Annotated in this window: 16 protein-coding genes; 3 read left to right on the plus strand and 13 right to left on the minus strand. The window is 40.5% G+C overall.

Translation table 11 applies throughout. The features are described 5' to 3' along the window. Positions 1–93: 93 nt before the first annotated feature. Positions 94–1,308: a 3-oxoadipyl-CoA thiolase gene (gene pcaF, locus HMPREF0014_RS12500; protein ID WP_004887057.1), complete on the plus strand. Its 1,215-nt coding sequence runs from the start codon at positions 94–96 to the stop codon at positions 1,306–1,308. Between the two features lie 10 nt (positions 1,309–1,318). Continuing rightward, complete coding sequence (gene pcaD, locus HMPREF0014_RS12505; RefSeq protein WP_004887054.1) at positions 1,319–2,098, plus strand: 3-oxoadipate enol-lactonase; 780 nt, start codon at positions 1,319–1,321, stop codon at positions 2,096–2,098. A gap of 55 nt (positions 2,099–2,153) precedes the next feature. Here the strand turns inward: pcaD and HMPREF0014_RS12510 are convergent, their stop codons facing one another. The 13 genes from HMPREF0014_RS12510 to HMPREF0014_RS12570 all read right to left on the minus strand — a co-directional run bounded on the left by HMPREF0014_RS12510 (position 2,154) and on the right by HMPREF0014_RS12570 (position 16,436). Beyond that, the gene (locus HMPREF0014_RS12510; protein WP_006580872.1) at positions 2,154–3,641 is read right to left on the minus strand and encodes an NAD-dependent phenylacetaldehyde dehydrogenase; all 1,488 of its coding nucleotides are present in this window, start codon (positions 3,639–3,641) and stop codon (positions 2,154–2,156) included. A gap of 33 nt (positions 3,642–3,674) precedes the next feature. Next, complete coding sequence (locus HMPREF0014_RS12515) at positions 3,675–4,892, minus strand: hypothetical protein (protein WP_079377838.1); 1,218 nt, start codon at positions 4,890–4,892, stop codon at positions 3,675–3,677. A 144-nt stretch (positions 4,893–5,036) separates the two neighbouring features. Next, positions 5,037–7,352, minus strand: coding sequence for a primary-amine oxidase (gene tynA / locus HMPREF0014_RS12520; protein WP_079377122.1), 2,316 nt, complete (start codon positions 7,350–7,352; stop codon positions 5,037–5,039). Positions 7,353–7,561: 209 nt separating this feature from the next. Beyond that, positions 7,562–8,476: a transcriptional regulator FeaR gene (feaR, locus tag HMPREF0014_RS12525; RefSeq protein WP_004887042.1), complete on the minus strand. Its 915-nt coding sequence runs from the start codon at positions 8,474–8,476 to the stop codon at positions 7,562–7,564. Between the two features lie 198 nt (positions 8,477–8,674). Next, positions 8,675–9,631, minus strand: a complete 957-nt coding sequence (locus tag HMPREF0014_RS12530) for a p-hydroxyphenylacetate 3-hydroxylase reductase component (protein WP_006580873.1) — start codon at positions 9,629–9,631, stop codon at positions 8,675–8,677. Between the two features lie 45 nt (positions 9,632–9,676). Further along, entirely contained in the window at positions 9,677–10,630 is a 954-nt protein-coding gene (locus HMPREF0014_RS12535; protein ID WP_006580874.1) for a PDR/VanB family oxidoreductase, read from the minus strand. A gap of 34 nt (positions 10,631–10,664) precedes the next feature. Beyond that, positions 10,665–11,402 (minus strand): SDR family oxidoreductase, encoded by a 738-nt coding sequence (locus HMPREF0014_RS12540; RefSeq protein ID WP_004887034.1) that lies wholly within the window; start codon positions 11,400–11,402, stop codon positions 10,665–10,667. A gap of 10 nt (positions 11,403–11,412) precedes the next feature. Continuing rightward, the gene (locus tag HMPREF0014_RS12545) at positions 11,413–11,898 is read right to left on the minus strand and encodes an aromatic-ring-hydroxylating dioxygenase subunit beta (protein WP_002048853.1); all 486 of its coding nucleotides are present in this window, start codon (positions 11,896–11,898) and stop codon (positions 11,413–11,415) included. A 10-nt stretch (positions 11,899–11,908) separates the two neighbouring features. Continuing rightward, positions 11,909–13,186: an aromatic ring-hydroxylating dioxygenase subunit alpha gene (locus HMPREF0014_RS12550; RefSeq protein WP_001084470.1), complete on the minus strand. Its 1,278-nt coding sequence runs from the start codon at positions 13,184–13,186 to the stop codon at positions 11,909–11,911. Positions 13,187–13,215: 29 nt separating this feature from the next. Further along, positions 13,216–13,743 (minus strand): nuclear transport factor 2 family protein, encoded by a 528-nt coding sequence (locus tag HMPREF0014_RS12555; protein ID WP_004887028.1) that lies wholly within the window; start codon positions 13,741–13,743, stop codon positions 13,216–13,218. A 10-nt stretch (positions 13,744–13,753) separates the two neighbouring features. Continuing rightward, a complete protein-coding gene (locus HMPREF0014_RS12560) occupies positions 13,754–14,113 on the minus strand; it encodes a hypothetical protein (protein ID WP_000387550.1) in 360 nt (119 codons plus the stop codon). 28 nt (positions 14,114–14,141) lie between these two features. Then, positions 14,142–15,290 carry an acyl-CoA dehydrogenase family protein gene (locus HMPREF0014_RS12565; RefSeq protein WP_079377123.1) on the minus strand — a complete coding sequence of 383 codons (1,149 nt, stop codon included), beginning with the start codon at positions 15,288–15,290 and terminating at the stop codon, positions 14,142–14,144. A gap of 36 nt (positions 15,291–15,326) precedes the next feature. Beyond that, the gene (locus HMPREF0014_RS12570; RefSeq protein WP_006580877.1) at positions 15,327–16,436 is read right to left on the minus strand and encodes an amidase; all 1,110 of its coding nucleotides are present in this window, start codon (positions 16,434–16,436) and stop codon (positions 15,327–15,329) included. A 149-nt stretch (positions 16,437–16,585) separates the two neighbouring features. On the opposite strand from HMPREF0014_RS12570, the gene HMPREF0014_RS12575 reads away from it, so the two are divergent. Next, entirely contained in the window at positions 16,586–17,053 is a 468-nt protein-coding gene (locus HMPREF0014_RS12575) for a MarR family winged helix-turn-helix transcriptional regulator (protein WP_023188331.1), read from the plus strand. Positions 17,054–17,217 lie beyond the last annotated feature (164 nt).

Below are 17,217 nucleotides of genomic sequence, written 5' to 3' on the forward strand. Positions count from 1 at the left end.
TCGAACTTAGTAACCATGATCAGCACCAGCAAATGCTAAAAAGTTTCACGATGTAGCAATGACAGCAACAGATTTCAAAATGGAAATGTAAGAATGAAAAACGCTTATATCATCGATGCCATCCGTACTCCATTCGGCCGTTATGCCGGTGGCCTTGCACCCGTCCGTGCCGATGACCTTGGCGCTGTGCCGATTAAAGCCCTCATGCAGCGTAACCCAAGTGTAGATTGGGAACAGGTTGATGATGTGATCTATGGCTGTGCCAACCAAGCTGGTGAAGATAACCGTAATGTCGGCCGTATGTCAGCACTGCTTGCCGGTTTACCGTATCAGGTTCCAGCAACCACCATTAACCGTTTGTGCGGTTCTTCACTCGATGCGATTGCTATTGCTGCCCGTGCTATTAAAGCAGGCGAAGCGAACTTGGTGATTGCAGGTGGTGTGGAAAGCATGAGCCGTGCGCCTTATGTAATGGGTAAGTCTGACAGTGCTTTTGGCCGTAGCCAGAAGATTGAAGACACCACCATGGGGTGGCGTTTCATCAACCCAAAACTTAAAGAATTGTATGGTGTAGACACCATGCCCCAGACTGCCGAAAACGTGGCTGAACAGTTCAACGTTAATCGTGCAGATCAGGACCAGTTTGCCTTGGTGAGCCAACAACGCACCGCAAGCGCGCAAGCCAAAGGCTTTTTTTCTAAAGAAATCGTGGCAGTTGAAATCCCTCAGCGTAAGGGGGATGCTGTTGTGATCGATAGCGATGAACATCCACGTGCATCGACCACACTTGAAGGTTTAAGGAAACTTAAACCAGTTGTAAAAGAAGATGGCACTGTAACAGCAGGTAATGCTTCAGGTATTAATGATGGGGCAGCAGCTCTACTGATTGCTTCTGATGATGCAGTTCAGGCTTATAACCTCAAACCACGTGCCAAGATCATTGCTTCAACAGCTGTGGGTGTAGAACCACGTATTATGGGTTTTGCTCCGGCACCCGCCATTAAAAAATTACTGAAACAAGCCAACCTGACTTTAGAGCAGATGGATGTAATTGAGCTCAATGAAGCCTTTGCTGCACAGGCATTGGCAGTGACCCGTGATTTAGGCTTGCCAGATGATAGCAACAAGGTAAATCCAAACGGTGGAGCAATTGCATTAGGCCATCCACTTGGGGCCTCAGGTGCACGCCTTGTGACCACTGCCTTAAACCAGCTTGAGCAAACAGATGGTCGTTATGCCTTGTGTTCGATGTGTATTGGGGTAGGTCAAGGGATTGCACTCATTATTGAACGTGTTGAAGCACTTTAAGGAGAAACAAATGCCATCTTTTCAATCTGCCGATGCACAAATTAACTATCAAACCTTTGGTGAGCCATCTTCCCCTGCTCTGGTGTTTTCAAACTCTTTGGGCACCAATTATGGTATGTGGCAAAAACAGTTCAATGAGTTAAAAGATCAATTTTTTGTGATCTGTTATGATACACGTGGTCATGGTTCATCATCTACGCCTGACGGCCCATACACTGTAGAGCAATTAGGTGAAGATGTTGTCCGTTTACTCGACCATCTAAATATTAGCAAAGCTGCTTTTTGTGGTATTTCTATGGGGGGGTTAACCGGTCAATGGCTTGCGATTCACTACCCTAACCGTTTTAGTCATGTCATTGTTGCAAATACTGCCGCTAAAATCGGACAAGAACAAGCATGGCTTGACCGTGCAAAATTAGTACGTGAGCAAGGTTTACAGCCAATCGCAGCTACAGCAGCTTCGCGATGGTTTACAGATCCCTTTATCCAAAGTCATGCTTCAATTGTCAACAACCTGTGTAACGACTTAAGTGCTGGCAGCGCAATAGGTTATGCCAATTGTTGCGAGGCTTTGGCTAAAGCGGATGTCCGTGAGCAGTTAAACGACATCAAAATACCTGTATTGGTGATTGCTGGAACTCAAGACCCTGTAACGACTGTTGCAGATGGTGAGTTTATGCAGCAACGCATTCCACAATCACAACTTGCAGAGATAGACGCTTCTCATATTTCCAATGTAGAACAACCTGAAGCTTTTAATAAAATCCTAAAGGATTTTTTACTAGGTTAATTTTAATGATTCAAAAAATGGCCTATAGAGGCCATTTTTTATATCTCGTAGAAACTTAGTACCGAATCATGACCGATTTTAATTCGGTGTAATCTTCAATAAATGCATCTGAAAACTCTCTGCCAATTCCTGAAGCTTTAACGCCACCAAATGGAACCGAAGGGTCTAAGAACGTATGCATATTGACCCACAAGGTCCCTGCTTCAATCTTAGGAATTAAACGCAAAGCTTTAGACAAATCATTTGTCCAAATACTTGCGGTTAAACCAAAGCGCGACTGATTCATCAGTTGAATAAGTTCTTCATCAGTTTCGAATGGCATTACCCCGACTACTGGACCAAAAGTTTCTTCTGAAAATAAAGGATCATCGGTATTTTTAAAGGAAATTAAAGTCGGTTGTACAAAATATCCTGATCGATCTAAAGCCTCACCTCCAGCAATAATCTGGTTATTGGCTTTAGCCATATCTAAATAATGTTTCACTTTATGAAAGTGTGGCTGATTAGAGAGTGGACCAAACATACTTCCTTCATCCATAGCCGATCCAATTTTTAAACTAGAAAGTGCTTTAGAGAGTTTTTCGACTAGTTCATTATGTTTTGTATGGTGTACAAAAAAACGCTCTGGGGATGCACAAACTTGACCTTGATGTACAAAAGTTGCTTGCAATAAAGTCGGTAAAATCTCATCAATATTTGCATCGGCTAAAACAGCTATGGCATTTTTACCGCCCAACTCCAGACTTACACGGGTTAAATCACTACTCATCGCAAGTTTACCGATGGCAATACCTGTTGGTACCGAACCTGTAAACGAAACTTTCTTAACGAGTGGCGACTCAATTAAATATTGCCCTGTATCGCCCTTACCTGTCACTACATTAATTACACCGGCTGGAATACCTGCTTCGATGGCAAGTTCAGCTAAACGTAATAAAGATAAACTGGCAAACTCACTTGGTTTAAGCACAATGGTACAGCCTGTTGTTAAAGCTGAACCGATTTTCCAAATGCCAATCATCAGTGAGAAATTCCAAGGCACAATCCCTGCAACCACACCCACTGGTTGTCTTAAAGTAAAGGCCGTATATTTTTCACCTTGCATAGAAGGAATAGAAGGTTGCATGGTTTGACCATTAATTTTGGTTGCCCAACCAGCAAAATATCTTAAGAAAATAACGGATTGTGCGACTTCAAGATGGCGGGAAATATTGATAAGTTTTCCGGTGGATAACGTCTCGAGCTGAGCAAGTTCTTCACCATGTTGCTCAATTAAATCTGCCAACTTATTTAATTTAACGCCACGTTCATAGGGTGTCGTTTCAGCCCAAGCATTTTGAAAAGCATGTTTAGCACTTTTGACGGCGCTTGCGACATCTTGTTGACTACCAATACTAATTTGAGCAACCACTTGTTCAGTCGATGGATTTACAATATCCACTTTATCTAAATGCTCGGCAGCAACTAATTTTCCATCAATAAAATGTCCATGTTGACGTGCCATAAATTGCTGCACATTTTGTAAAATCTGAACTTCACTCATTTTTATTTCTCTCAATTCATTTAAAAGGATTTATTAATAGATGTATTGCAGAATCAACTGCGCATATACATTGATCTTGTCATCGTAGTTTTGAGTACCGCCACTATGGATATCGTGTTTCGGTTTATAGAGTCCCACTAAAGGAATAACGTTAAATTTTTTATTAACCGACCAAACCGAAAACACATCTAACTCATGTCCATCCACATTGGTTAAAGACTTATTTACCGTTTTGAACTTATAGGCCAAAGCACCCAACATAAAATTTTCTTTCAAATTCATAGTGTAAGAGACTTGATGAATATCTGCATTTTTATTAAATGGACCAGCATAGTTTCCGGCAACTTCGCCCTGAAACCACGTACCAAAGCCGACTGTATTTCCATAAAACATAGGGTCGTATTGGTCTGAAAAATGACTAAAACGGTAGCCTAATGAGGGCGTATATTTTGAAGATAAAAAGTTATAGTTCAGCGCTAAGTAGCCAGCATTTTCGTGGCTATCTTTTTTATCTTGCACCACAAACTCAGTTTTGAGCTGTAATTCTGGTAAAGGTTGATAATTTAAACGTAAAGCATAGTTTTTAAGATCTTCACGCCCTGAAACGTGTTCAGCATCTTTAAGGTCTAATACGTTTAAGTAAGTGAACCCAACGCCCTTATCTTTAAGTTGATACATCAAATCAGTTACAAACAGTTCTGGTGAAAATTGTGCTTTGTTGTTTGATTTTAAATAAGCCAGCTTTAGCGTTGTATTCTCTTGCGGTTTGTATTGAAGCAAAGTCGTAAAATCAAAGCTTCGACGAGCTGCTAGATAATATGCACCGCCCCGATCGAGTGTGCCATCCGCAGGCACTTTACCGAGGTTTAACGCATCACCCGCAATAAAGAACCCATCACCAATCATGATATTTTGCCGACCAATACTTAAATCATAGGTCGTTAACTCATCTTTATTGGTGCCGTCTTTAAAACCAATGATCCATTCATTCACATCTGTTTTACGTTCTTTGCCATTACTATTTTGACCTGCGTCGCCATCACCAAATGTTGCCGAGCTAATACCACTCAAACTTGCATAGAGCTGTTTGCTTTTAAAGGTATATTGTCCTTTAGCACCATATTTAAGATGACCTTCTTGCCAATTGACTCTTTCATCATCTAGGTTTTCGCCGTTATAGCTTTTACCACTACTAAAAGCTCCAAAAGTTGCTTCAAAAGTTGGCTTAATTTCAAGCTCACCAGCATGCACAGTTGAAAAAAATGAGACAAAGAGAGTCCCTCTCATAACCTGAGAAAATAAATTTTTCATTGAGAAATTCCTTTTTTGCGAACGGCCTAACCGTGCTCACGTATGGGTAACTTATTCGTTACCCATCCTCGTTCATGATGATCTTTAGTGATGGTCGTGCTGCGTACTTTGCTCGTCTTCACCCAAGTTTAAAGTCGGGGTGTTGTCAAAGAAGTTCCAAGGTTTGATTAGGGTATAAACCCATTCTGTCGGCATAATTGGCCATTCTTCAGCACGTGCCACATGGGTTGTGCCTGTTGTCATCCAGACCACAAGGTCTTTATTTTCGATATTTTCGTTGTTGCCAATAAACTGTCCTAAGCCTGTATCATGAGTTGAACGGTTTGAATATTTCCCTTCAGGATAACGTTCATCCGGATTGTACTGAGTCACCCAAATTTGCTTATCCATAAAGTTCAAACGTTTAAATAACCATTCATCTTTAGAAAAATTGGCACCCTTCGCAACAGGATGTGTTCCACCTGCAAAAGGAATGAGTTGGTAAGAAACCGGATTGCCTAATTTATTTTCCTTGTTGAAATTCGTGAGTAAGCGAATGGTAGATGGATCAAATTTTTCAGCGGCATTTTGCTCATTGGTAATGACTTTACTGTCAATTTGCATTGAGCTTGTACGAACACCGCCTTTGTCATTGGCTTTCACCACAGGGTCCATATGCATAAAGCTGTTATTTTCACCATCGACATCCATGTCTAAGCGGAAATTATAGATGTGCTGATGCGTTGTACCCACAATATTATGGTCAATTAAAGTTCCATATTTGGTGTCTTCTTTGGCGGTACTGTCATGCATAGTGCGTGATTTAACGCCTTTAACAGCTTCAATACCCGTTGCACCCGCATTAATTCCAATTACACCATTTTGGGAAAATACCCAGTCAAACATGTAATCGTAGTTTCCAACCGTACTAATCCAGCGCACGACAAGTTCACGGCGTGCTTCACTGGCATCTTGGTTACCAAAAATTTCGTGATGTTTATATTCAGGTCCGGCATATCGTTCAAACACAGCAATGGCATTTGGAATTACTTGTGGTTGGCCTTTGTAGTCTGCAATCACGGCATCAAGTAAAACAGCGTTGTCGGGTGCATCTGTTCCAGGAAGAATAGATGATGTGAGTGTTCCCATACCATATTCGCCAGAGTCCAAATAAGATTTGAAGTACCAACCAATATCAGGGTCACCATATGGAACTACCATTCCACCAAGGTTACCTTCATACATGACTTTACGCTTCACACCTTTATCTTTGTAGGTCACGGTTGAAAGCTGTAAGCCAACACGAGAGTCTAACGCTACATGCAAACACCAGTTCCCCCAATGTATGGTTTGACCGGTAATGCTAAAGTTTTTGCCCTCAGGTTCAGTAATATTGAGTGGTTTTAGCTTACTTGCTAAGGGCTTATTCGACATATAAGGTCGATTTGCCATCGGCACAGGAATGATTGCGCCTTCTTCAATCTTGATAATTTTTTCTTTATCTAAATCGACTACAGCAACTAGGTTCTCAATAGGATGTGCCCAGTAGTTACCATCGCCGACATCGAGGTAAGCGACGACTTTTAATATGTTGAGTTGTTTATCAAGCCCATCTTTACCGCCAAAATATCCAACAGTTAGCGGAGTAGCAATCACTTTCTTCACATCAGTAATGCCACGTTTGCGTAACGCATCTTGATATTCTTTACTTGTCTCAATTACACGCTGCACGGCTTCAAAATTATCTAGCAGCACCATACCATGAGTATCTTTAAGTACATTCCATTTTGTGACTTGTTGAGTATTAAGATTAACTTCACCTTCAATCGCTTGATTGCCCTTTAATAAAATAAATGAAGCAATACGATCTTCTTTAAATTCTTTGTGATTAATGAAGTAATCCCATACTTTGGCTTTTTCAGGTTCTTTAAGCTTTAACTCGGCAAAACGCATATTTTTATAGGCGTATTTCGAGCGGTTAATCACATCAAAGGTCTTTTTGATTTCGTCAGAATTTAAGCTATTGAGCGGGTGAAACGTATTTTCAATTTTGAAAGTTTGATCTAACCCCGACTGGAAGACTTCATTAAAAAAATCTTTTCCAATAACAGGTTTACCATCTTTAATTAATAAAGGCACACTGAGTTTGAAAGGTTTGCCATTCACCAAAACCTGATCCGAATTGGGTTTGGCCCGAACTACCATAGAACCTTTGGTGATTGTATAGGTATTGGTAAAGTCATCTTTAACAACTTTAGCGCCTTGCTCACTCATGTTTTGATAAAGTGAGACCATTTCGGCATGTCCACCATGAGCAAACGCTTGAGTATTGAGTCCCCAAAAGCTTGCAGCGATTGATAAGTTAAGTGCCAGTATTTTTTGTATGTCATTCAATAATCGTTGTTTACGCATTGGTTTCATCCTTTTCATCTATCCCTGAACTATCTGAATCAGACAGTTAAAATGCACTTTCCTGTGAGTGAAATTCATTAGACCAACTTAATAGTTTTATGGTTATTAAGCTTATCTAACCTGCTCTAATGAATTTAATTTCAACACAGTTACATAGGGCTAGCTTGTTCAAGAATGACGTCGGATTTGTCTAAAAATGACATTGAGAGATGAAAGAATTAAACCGACATACCCTCTCTAAATTCTTTAGGAGAGATACCATAAGTCTTTTTAAAGATTTTTGAAAAATGAGCACCGTCCCAAAAACCCCATTTCAAGGCAACTTGGGTAATTGAGCTTTGTTTATTTCTTTTATCAAGCAAATCTGCTTTAACTTTTTCTAAGCGTTTGAGCTGTATATATTTGTTAATCGATAAATTTTCTTGAAGGAATAAACGGTAGAGATGACGCAGTGACACTCCAATATGCTCTGCAATTAATTTAGGTGTTAAATCGGGTTTTGCTAAGTTTTCTATAATATATCGCTCGGCGTTTTCCATCAGTTTATTGGAGCTATTAATATTTTTATAATTGATTGTGGGTTTGATTAAAGCAATTAACGCATCTTCAAAAGCATTCCCATCTTCGGTTGCATACCAAAGTTTGATGTTTTCAGCAGACATATTTTTCAAAATATTTTTAAGTAAAAAACCACTCATATTTTGAGTAATCAGTTTTCCAAAATATTCGGTACTAATATTTTCTTTCAGTAATTTTTCACGCGACAGATGGACTGAAATCTGGCTGACTAAGCCTTGCGGATACATCGAAATAGTTTCGACTGGGTCGACCAAAACAATATCGCCTTCATTCAGACTTAGAGTCTCGTTTTTATACTCGAGCAGCATTTTTCCCGAATACTGCAAAATCAAAAAACAAAAACGATTATTCACTCGATCGATTTCATCGGCTTTTCGGACAATTTTATTGGCATTGTTTTTAATAAAAGCAATTTCGGTATCGCCCAATAAAAAGCACTGAACTTCACCAATGAATAAATTACGGGTTCCGTCAAAATCGGTTTCAAAATTGCCGCACACACTTTTAATATGGTGCGTCCATGTGAGTAATGCATCGCTTACATACTGGTTCATCCCTTACCTCTCTATACATGTGCCACCGCTCAAAATTTTGTGTTTGTGGTGGTGCACTGTCTTGGCATATTTGCAATCTTGTTTTATTGATAAACAAATTGTGTGCCAAAAATTCCTTATCCTTGGAATTGTTTTGATGATAGTCAGCTAGATGTAAAGAAGCTGATAAATCAATTCAATTTATCAGCTTAATGGGGCTTATGCTACTCCCGCAAAGTCTCGCAGCATGGTTATAAAAATATCCTTTTGTTCCTCAGAATACTTTTTAAACACCTCATTTTGGTGGCTATCGGCAATATCAAACAAATACTGCGCCGTTTGTTTGCCTTTCTCGGTCAGTGCGTACAAATTATCGTGATCGACCAATAACCCTTCAAATTTTAAAATTTCAGCCGATCTTTCCACTTCTTGCATTGGCATAGCAATATCTCGTGGTAAATCCTCCTTACTTGAAGCAGTACCACTTGCCAAAACAAGCAAAAGACGTGATTCACTGGTACGGAAACCCGAAGCCATTTGTTTAGGAATATAGTCGGTTTGATAAGCTTTAAAAGCACGGCTCATCAAGTAGCAGACATTATTATATAAATGCCCATAATGTGTTTGGTCTACACCGCTCTGTTCAGTTTGTTTAACTTGAAGGCTCGGATGCGGCATGACACAAGAATATGCACCTTGATGGTAAACTAGCGGGCTTCGGCCTTGATCATGGAAGCGAACCACTTTACCAATAATAATCCAGTGGTCACCACCTTCGATCACTTGATAACGTTCGCACTCAAACACCGCTGAACAATTTTCTAAAATGGGTGCGCGTCCTGCGCCAAGTTGAAAATTTGTGTCGGCAAATTTATCAATATTGCGTCTCGAAAACTTATTAGACAGCTCAATTTGCGTGCCCGATAAAATATTGACTGCAAAATGTGTTGCTTGTTCAAATACTGAAAAACTTGAAGATTTTTTATCAATGCTCCACAAAATAAGTGGTGGGTCGAGCGATACCGAGTTAAAACTATTTGCAGTAACTCCTACTTTTTCACCTTGTGCATTTTGTGCGGTAACAATGGTAACGCCTGTTGCAAAATTTCCTAATGCCCGTCGGAACTGTAGTGGATCGACCGTAAACTCATCTATTTGTTGTAATACATTCATCATCTTTCTCCTAAACCTTCTCTTACATCCATATAAATCGCGAGAGCATTAGATATCTAAAACTAATCTCGGTGTTTTAGAGCGTGAACAGCAAACCAATATTTGCTCATTGCTGGCTTTTTCTTCATCAGTAAAATAAACATCTCGATGATCAGGTTCACCTTCAATCACATCGCACATGCAGGTTCCACATACACCTTGCTCGCAAGACATTTCAATCTCAATGCCTTCTTTAGCCAAAGCCTGCAAAATGGTTTCGCCAGCTTCGACCATAATGATTTTTCCGCTACGCTCAGCCACCACCTCAAATGAATCTCCCGAGGTATCAGTTTCGACTTGGAAATACTCTTTGTGGATTTGCTGCTCAGGAAAATCATGAGTTGTGGCGAGGTTAATCACCCAATCCATGAAACCGACTGGACCACAGGTGTAAATATGACTTTCAGGGTCAATATCTTTAATGGCAGATTCAAAAAATGCTCTGTGGCTTGCGCCTTCAGATTTAAAATGGAAAGTTGTGTATTGTGCTAACACACCATTTTTAATTTCATCAACAAAAGCACATTTTTCAGGGCTAGCACCACAGTAGTGAAGCTCAAATGATGCACCTTCATGTGCAAGTTGATATGCCATCGTAATTAATGGCGTAATCCCGATTCCACCGCCAATTAACACACTGTGCTTGGCTTTTAAAAGTGGGAATAAGTTTTTCGGCTCACTGATCTGAATTTGCATACCATCTTTAATTTCATCAAATGCAGAAATCGAGCCGCCACGTGATTCAGGATCACGTAAAATTCCAAGGCGAAACTTTCCTTCGTCATTTGGATTTTGGCAAAGCGAATATTGGCGCACCATACCATTCGGTAAGTGCACATCAATATGTGCACCGGGTTCAACCTTTGGTAATGCAGCAGAAGTTGCAGATTCAAACTCCATAACTGCAATATTTCCACCTTCCACATGGCGATTTTTAACGACAACATCATAAAGTGTAGTCATGATTTAACTCCCTTTTCATGGTAAAGCGATTGGCTTAACGCATGAATAAACCACCGTTAATATCCCATGTTGCACCAGTCACAAAACTTGCATTTGGACTCGCAAGCAACCCACAAGTTTCAGCAATAAAATGCATACTTCCTAAGGCCTTAACCGGAATATTCTGGATGAACTGTTCCATTTTTTCGTCGGGCACCACACTATGAACGATTGGTGACTCCATTGGTCCCGGTGCAATCGCATTGACCGTAACACCTTTTGCCGCAAACTCTTTGGCAAAAATTTTGGTTAATGTCACAATAGCCCCTTTGGTTGCCGCGTAGTGTGCACCCGTTGCAGTACCGCCGTTTTGTCCCGCCAAAGACGCCATATTAATGATGCGTCCATAACCTTTTTTGGCCATGTATTGACCAATAATTTGACAAGCTTGAAAGGTGCCGCGTTGGTTAACTTGGGTCACCCAATCAAAATCGGCTGCGGTAATTTCTAATACGGGTGTTGCTTTAGTGACGGTAGCATTGTTAATTAACACATCAAGTTTAGAAAATTTCTCTTCAATCCATTGCACCGCTGCATGAAAATCTGCCTCGACCGAAATATCCAGCTTTAAAGGAAGCATATTTTGGGCATACTGACTTTGTACTTTGGCATTTTCGGCTTTTTCAAGCGTGCTTGCTGACAAAATCACTTGATGGCCTTGGCTCGCAAAATATTCAGCAATCACATTACCGAGTCCAGAAGCAGCACCTGTCACTAAAACAACCTGTTTCATGTTACCGCTCCTAAAGAATGTAGCTAATACCAGCTAAGGTATCGGTTGAGTTAACCAAGTTAATGATTTTACGGTTAATCTTAAAACCAGTATCGGCATCACGGGTTAGATGGTACGTAATATCGGCCGTGTAATGCTTGAGGTTTTCTTTACGAAATTCACGCAGGTTTTGAGCGCAGCGTAAAACGATTTCATCATTATGGTCTTGAATCACTCGTACTCGCGAAATGCTGCGTACCGTATTCGCCTTTGGTGCCGTAGAAATTGCCTCACCATTTTCAAGACGCTCTACCCGTAACTTACGCATATGATTATCGTCATAGGCATAATTTAAGTTGTTTTCGTAGTCTGTGAGGTTCGGGTCAATCGGAATGATATAAACACCTTTTTCATTCCATAAATTGAGCCATTCACGGTACTCGCTGTGGTCTAACATATCTGCTTCAGCCCAGATGAAAGCAGTGACTTCATTTAATAATTGCAGATTCATATTCATTGCTCTCTCCTTAAGCTGTCATCATCTTTTTCCATTGCTGATATGCTGCACGCATACCTGTTTCAGCACTGACATCACTTTTTAAGCCATCTTCGGTTTTGACTTCGCCCGGTAAACCGCGGTTGAGCATGATCCATAAATCATTACCCGCATTGGCACCGTGTTGTACGCGTTCCCAAGCTTCAGAGTCATCTGGCGTACCAAAACCAAATGGGCCTTGGAAATGTTCATGCAAACGTAAGCGATATTGATTGGCAATTTGTGGACCGCCATCCATCGTAATCACCGAGTGATGAATCTCTGTTTCAGCGACTGAAATTGGCTGTAACACACGGAAGAACGCCATTGAACATGCAATATTTGGGAATAAATTTAAGTTAAAGCCAGAACCACCCACTGCTCGAACAATACGGCGTACTTCTAACTCTTCATGGCCTTCATCACGCAAAGCTTGAGCCAAGTCTTCGAAACGCTCTTGAATTGGTCGCTCCATTAAGTCTTCTTCTAAATCGACCAGTTCAGGAATCATCACCATGACACTGTGACCGTTGCCTAAGTCTTCAACAAAGCCCGGCTGGTTTTCGAAGTTAAAGAGTTCTTCGGTTTTTTCATCTACAGAACTTAAGAATGACTTGTGCACCAACGGGAAATGATATGCATCGGTGGTATTTTCAAGCTGGATTTTCCAGTTACCCGGAAAACGGAAGCGGTGTTCACCCAACACTTTAATTGGATAACCCGCGCCTTGTTTCATAAACAGGTCAATCCATTTTTTTGCTGGTCCAAGGAACTCTTCAAGCGGTTGAATGTCTTCTTTAAATGAAGCGAAGATCATACCGTTATATTCTTCTACCCGTAGACTCACCAGCGGTAATTCTGACTTATCTAAACAATCGCCGTAACTTTCCGGAGATGGCACACCACGTAAACTGCCATCAAGTGCATAACTCCAACCGTGATATGGGCATACAAAACTGTTGGTTTTTCCTTTTTTATGTTCGCATACGGTTGCTGCGCGGTGACGGCAACGGTTTAAAAGTACATGGACTTTCTTTTTACGGTCACGTACCACAACCACAGGCTGTTTACCAATGTTAATGGTTTTATAGCTTCCGCCTTCCGGAATTTCGCTGGCATGCGCAACCCACACCCAAGTGCTATAAAAGATTTTTTCCATCTCTTCATCAAAAATGCGTTCATCTTTATAAAGAGAAGTATGGGCACGGTCACTTTTAACTAAAGCATCGTAATCAATGCCAATGTTATGCGTTGGGATAATACTGTTCATATCAATAGTCCTTTTAAATATGTCCTGGGTCATTCCTGGGAAGGTACCGGCAACTCGGCTTCACTGTGCCAATGCGATACCGGACGACTGAAAATATTCTGGGTTTGGAAATGTTTAATTTTCCATGTTCCATCTGCTTGCTTATGAAACTTCACCTTGAGCTTTGCCGCATTCAGATGACTACGGCCATCTTGAAAAGTTGAAGTTTGCAACATCAGCCATGAAGCATTTGCATCATTTTGATTTACATAAATTTGTTCTGAATTTACAAAGTGTGCATTCATGACAAAGTGAGATTCTTTTTGGGTATAGCTTTTGAACATGTCATAAATCGACTGCCAAGAATCATAACGACCAAAGGATTTGGAATATTTGTCACCAATACCTTCCCAAATACAGTCTTGATCAAAAAGATTCATCAACTCATAAAGATCTGTATTTGCATTGAGCTCGTCGCAGATTTCCATATAACGGTTTATGCAGTTACGGATAGCATTGTGTGCTTCCAACTGTTCTAGCCGTTCTATGATTTCTGCAATATTCACTTTGTCAGTCATTGCGGTCGCCTTAACGTTGAATAATCAATTCACGCCCAACACGAGCTTCAACTTTGCAATATTTCCAAAGTTTGTATGGCCCTTCACCCACCACTGTCGTTCTAAACAAGTTGCAAGCCGCGTGTACAGTTTCAATATCCGGAACATCAGCAAGCAAGTAGGTTGTCCAAGGCCAACCCGTACTTGCACCCACCATGCTTTGGTCATCATCAAGATTCCCAAAAACATGCACGCCCGGTAGGTCATGAATACCATTCCACATTTCACCAAATGCTGCCCAAACCGCTTTTGCTTCAGCAGGTTCTGCATCAAAAAAGTTCTGGTTAATACCCATGCAAAACAACACGCGTAATGGTTTTTTAGCTTCCATCTCAATATTCCTTTTTAAAAATTTAAACTTATAGATAACCTGGGGTTGGCTTTAACCCGAAACTGACCAAACCTGCATTTTGTAAAGTTGCATCCCCCATAAAGGCATGCTGGGTCACCACGTTGGTGTCATTTACAAAACGGCTAAATGGATTGTTGGTATAAATCGCTGTCATACCCGCGAGCATTTGCATTTTTCGGGTCACTTTGGCGCAAACGCGAGCTGCATGAGTACATGCCAGACGCATATCACTAATCTGTTCAGCATTTGCTTCACGACCAGCAATAATTTCATTCCACACAATATCCATGGTTTGATAAAACCAAGACTTTGCAGCCTGAAACTCTGCATCAGCTTGAGCAAACTCATATTGAGTCACTGGGCGGTTGGCAATTTCTGAACCACCCGTAATAGATGCTTTACCCGGTGCTAATTTTTCAAATTCTTCTAATGCAGCAGCTGCAACCCCGATACCCACCACGGTTAAGACTTGAGTGGCTAAAGACAATGATGGATATTTAAAAAATGGCTCGCTGAGTTTTGAAGGTTCACCACGTACAAAGGTCCATTTCTTTTCGACCAATACATCTTCAACCACTAAATCATGGCTTCCGGTACCTTTTAGGCCAACAGTGTCCCATGTCATTTCGATTTTGGCTTTGTTGGCAGGCATCACGGCCATACGTGGTAAACCTTGCATTTCATTGTTTTTAAGAGGTGAAATCCCCACACCAACAATGTCAGCGCCCATACAGCCGCTGGAAAATTTCCAACGTCCACGCACCACTACACCTTCATCGGTAATTTCAGCAGGTTGTGGTGGAAAAATACCTCCGGCAAATACGACATCTGGCCCATTTTGGTACAACTCTTTCAGCGTTTCTTCCGGCAAACTTCCTAAATACGCAGGACTCATACCGAAACTTGCTACCCAACCCACTGAACCATCAGCTTTAGATAAAGTTTCGATCAACTCACAAAACTGCCGTGGTGACCATTCTTCACCACCGAAACGTTTAGGTACCAAGGCACGGTAAACACCAATTTTTTTAAGTTTTTCGATAATGTCTTGGCTCACATAGGCCTGATTATCAAACTCACCTGCACAGGCACGCTCACGAATTTCTTGACACAAAGTATCTAAGTCTACGGCTTGGTCTTGAGAAGCAAACTCCATTTTAGACAACTTATTCATCATCTAACTCCTTGTAATTTATTGCATTGCATCAACACAAAATTTGGTTATTGCGCATAATTGCTCATCTTTTTGATGCTTTGATACGATCTGTAAGCCCACAGGCAAACCTTCACTGGTTTCAAGTGGCACTGAAATAGCTGGATGTCCTGATAAATTAAATGGTCGAACTAAACCGGTTAGGTTCAAAAAAGCGACCGTGTTTTCAGCTTCAGAAACTTTTGGTGGAATTTGCGGTAGTGTCGGTAGGATCAATGCATCATATTTGTCTAATAGTGCATCGAGTTCTTGGGTGAGCTGTGCTTTCACAACTTCTGCTTGCTTTACTTGCTCTAAAGTGGTGTGTGCCGCTTTTAATAACCGATTATTTACATCAGAACCAATTAAGCCCGTTTGGGTTAACTCACCAAAAGCTTGCCAGTTTTCATAGTTAATAATCTGCATGCCTGCATCATAAGCTGCTTCAAAATGTTCAACTTTTTCTAAAACGGTCTCTAAATTTGCTTTTTGAAGTGCTTGATATATACAGTTCCAAACAATCTCATCTGCTTTGACATCGAGCAGCGCAAGTTTTGGTGTATGCGTATATTCAGCTGGCTTAAAAGTTGGATCAATAATTTGCATGGCTTTTTCAATCATCTCGACTGAATTTGCAAAAGGACCAACGCAATCTAAAGAACTTGACGGCGGGTATACGCCTTTGCGACTTACCCGACCGAAAGTCGGTTTTAAACCAAAAACTCCGCAGCATGCAGCGGGCATACGAATAGAGCCACCTGTGTCTGTCCCTAAGGTAAAGTCAGCTTGTTTTGCTGCAACTGCTGCGGCTGAACCACTCGAAGATCCGCCCGGAATAAGTTCAGGATATTTAGGATTGATAGGTGTACCAAAAGTGTGGTTAATGCCTGTAATTCCAAAAGCCAATTCGTGCAAATTTGTCTTACCAATAATTTCGCAATCAGCTTTTAAGATGTTTTTAACCACCTCTGCATCATCGTGCGCAGGTTCAACTTCTAATAAAGCTTTACTACCAGCAATGGTTTTTAGACCTTGGATATCTATAGTGTCTTTCACCATTACCTTAAGTTTGCCGCTTCCTTTTTGCACACTTTGGCTAATAATATTCATTCACTTTTCCATGTATTTTTATCCATTAATTAAAATATCAGAAAATTTAATGGAATTGTCAAGTAATTTTTCTAATGTGTGTTCAGGGAAATATGCAAAATTTTGTTTATAATAGGATTACCCTTTTTTTACTAAGTTATTGCTTAGCTATGCTTGATCATTTAGAACAATTTCTTCCCAATAAAGAACCGTCGAGTATTCAAAACTTCCCCTTTTTCTGGGTTTCCCAAGTTAATGGTAAATATTCACAACTTATTGAAAAATCTATAAAGAAACTCGGCATTGATAATACTCGCCGTAAAATTATTTTAAGTACCAATGCGCTTGGGGAAGCCAGTATCACTGACATTGCCAATCTTTCTACTTTAAAACTCACGACAGCGACAAAGGCTGTATATCGATTGGTAGAAGATGGAATTGTGGAAGTCTACTCCTCTACCACTGATGAACGCATCTCGATGGTGAAATTAACAACCAAAGGAGTTGAGCTGGTTGAACAGATTAATCAAATTAGTGTGGTTACCTTAGCTGGGATCCTTAACGCTTTTTCAGAAGACGAGCTACACAATTTAAATTCTCAGTTAAAAAAATTATTTGATCTCATGCCATCCAGTTAATTATTTCCATTGACACTAAATTAACTTGGGTCTAGAGCAGTTAAAGCTAGTCATTCTTTAGCTGCTTACTATAAAAAGTCCAATACTAAAAATAAAAACAAGTAAAATCATATTTTTATTTAATTAAATTCTTCCAATAGCTCACTTAACATACTTTTTAGGTA

Source organism: Acinetobacter sp. RUH 2624 (genome assembly GCF_000162375.2).
Classification (GTDB): domain Bacteria; phylum Pseudomonadota; class Gammaproteobacteria; order Pseudomonadales; family Moraxellaceae; genus Acinetobacter; species Acinetobacter nosocomialis.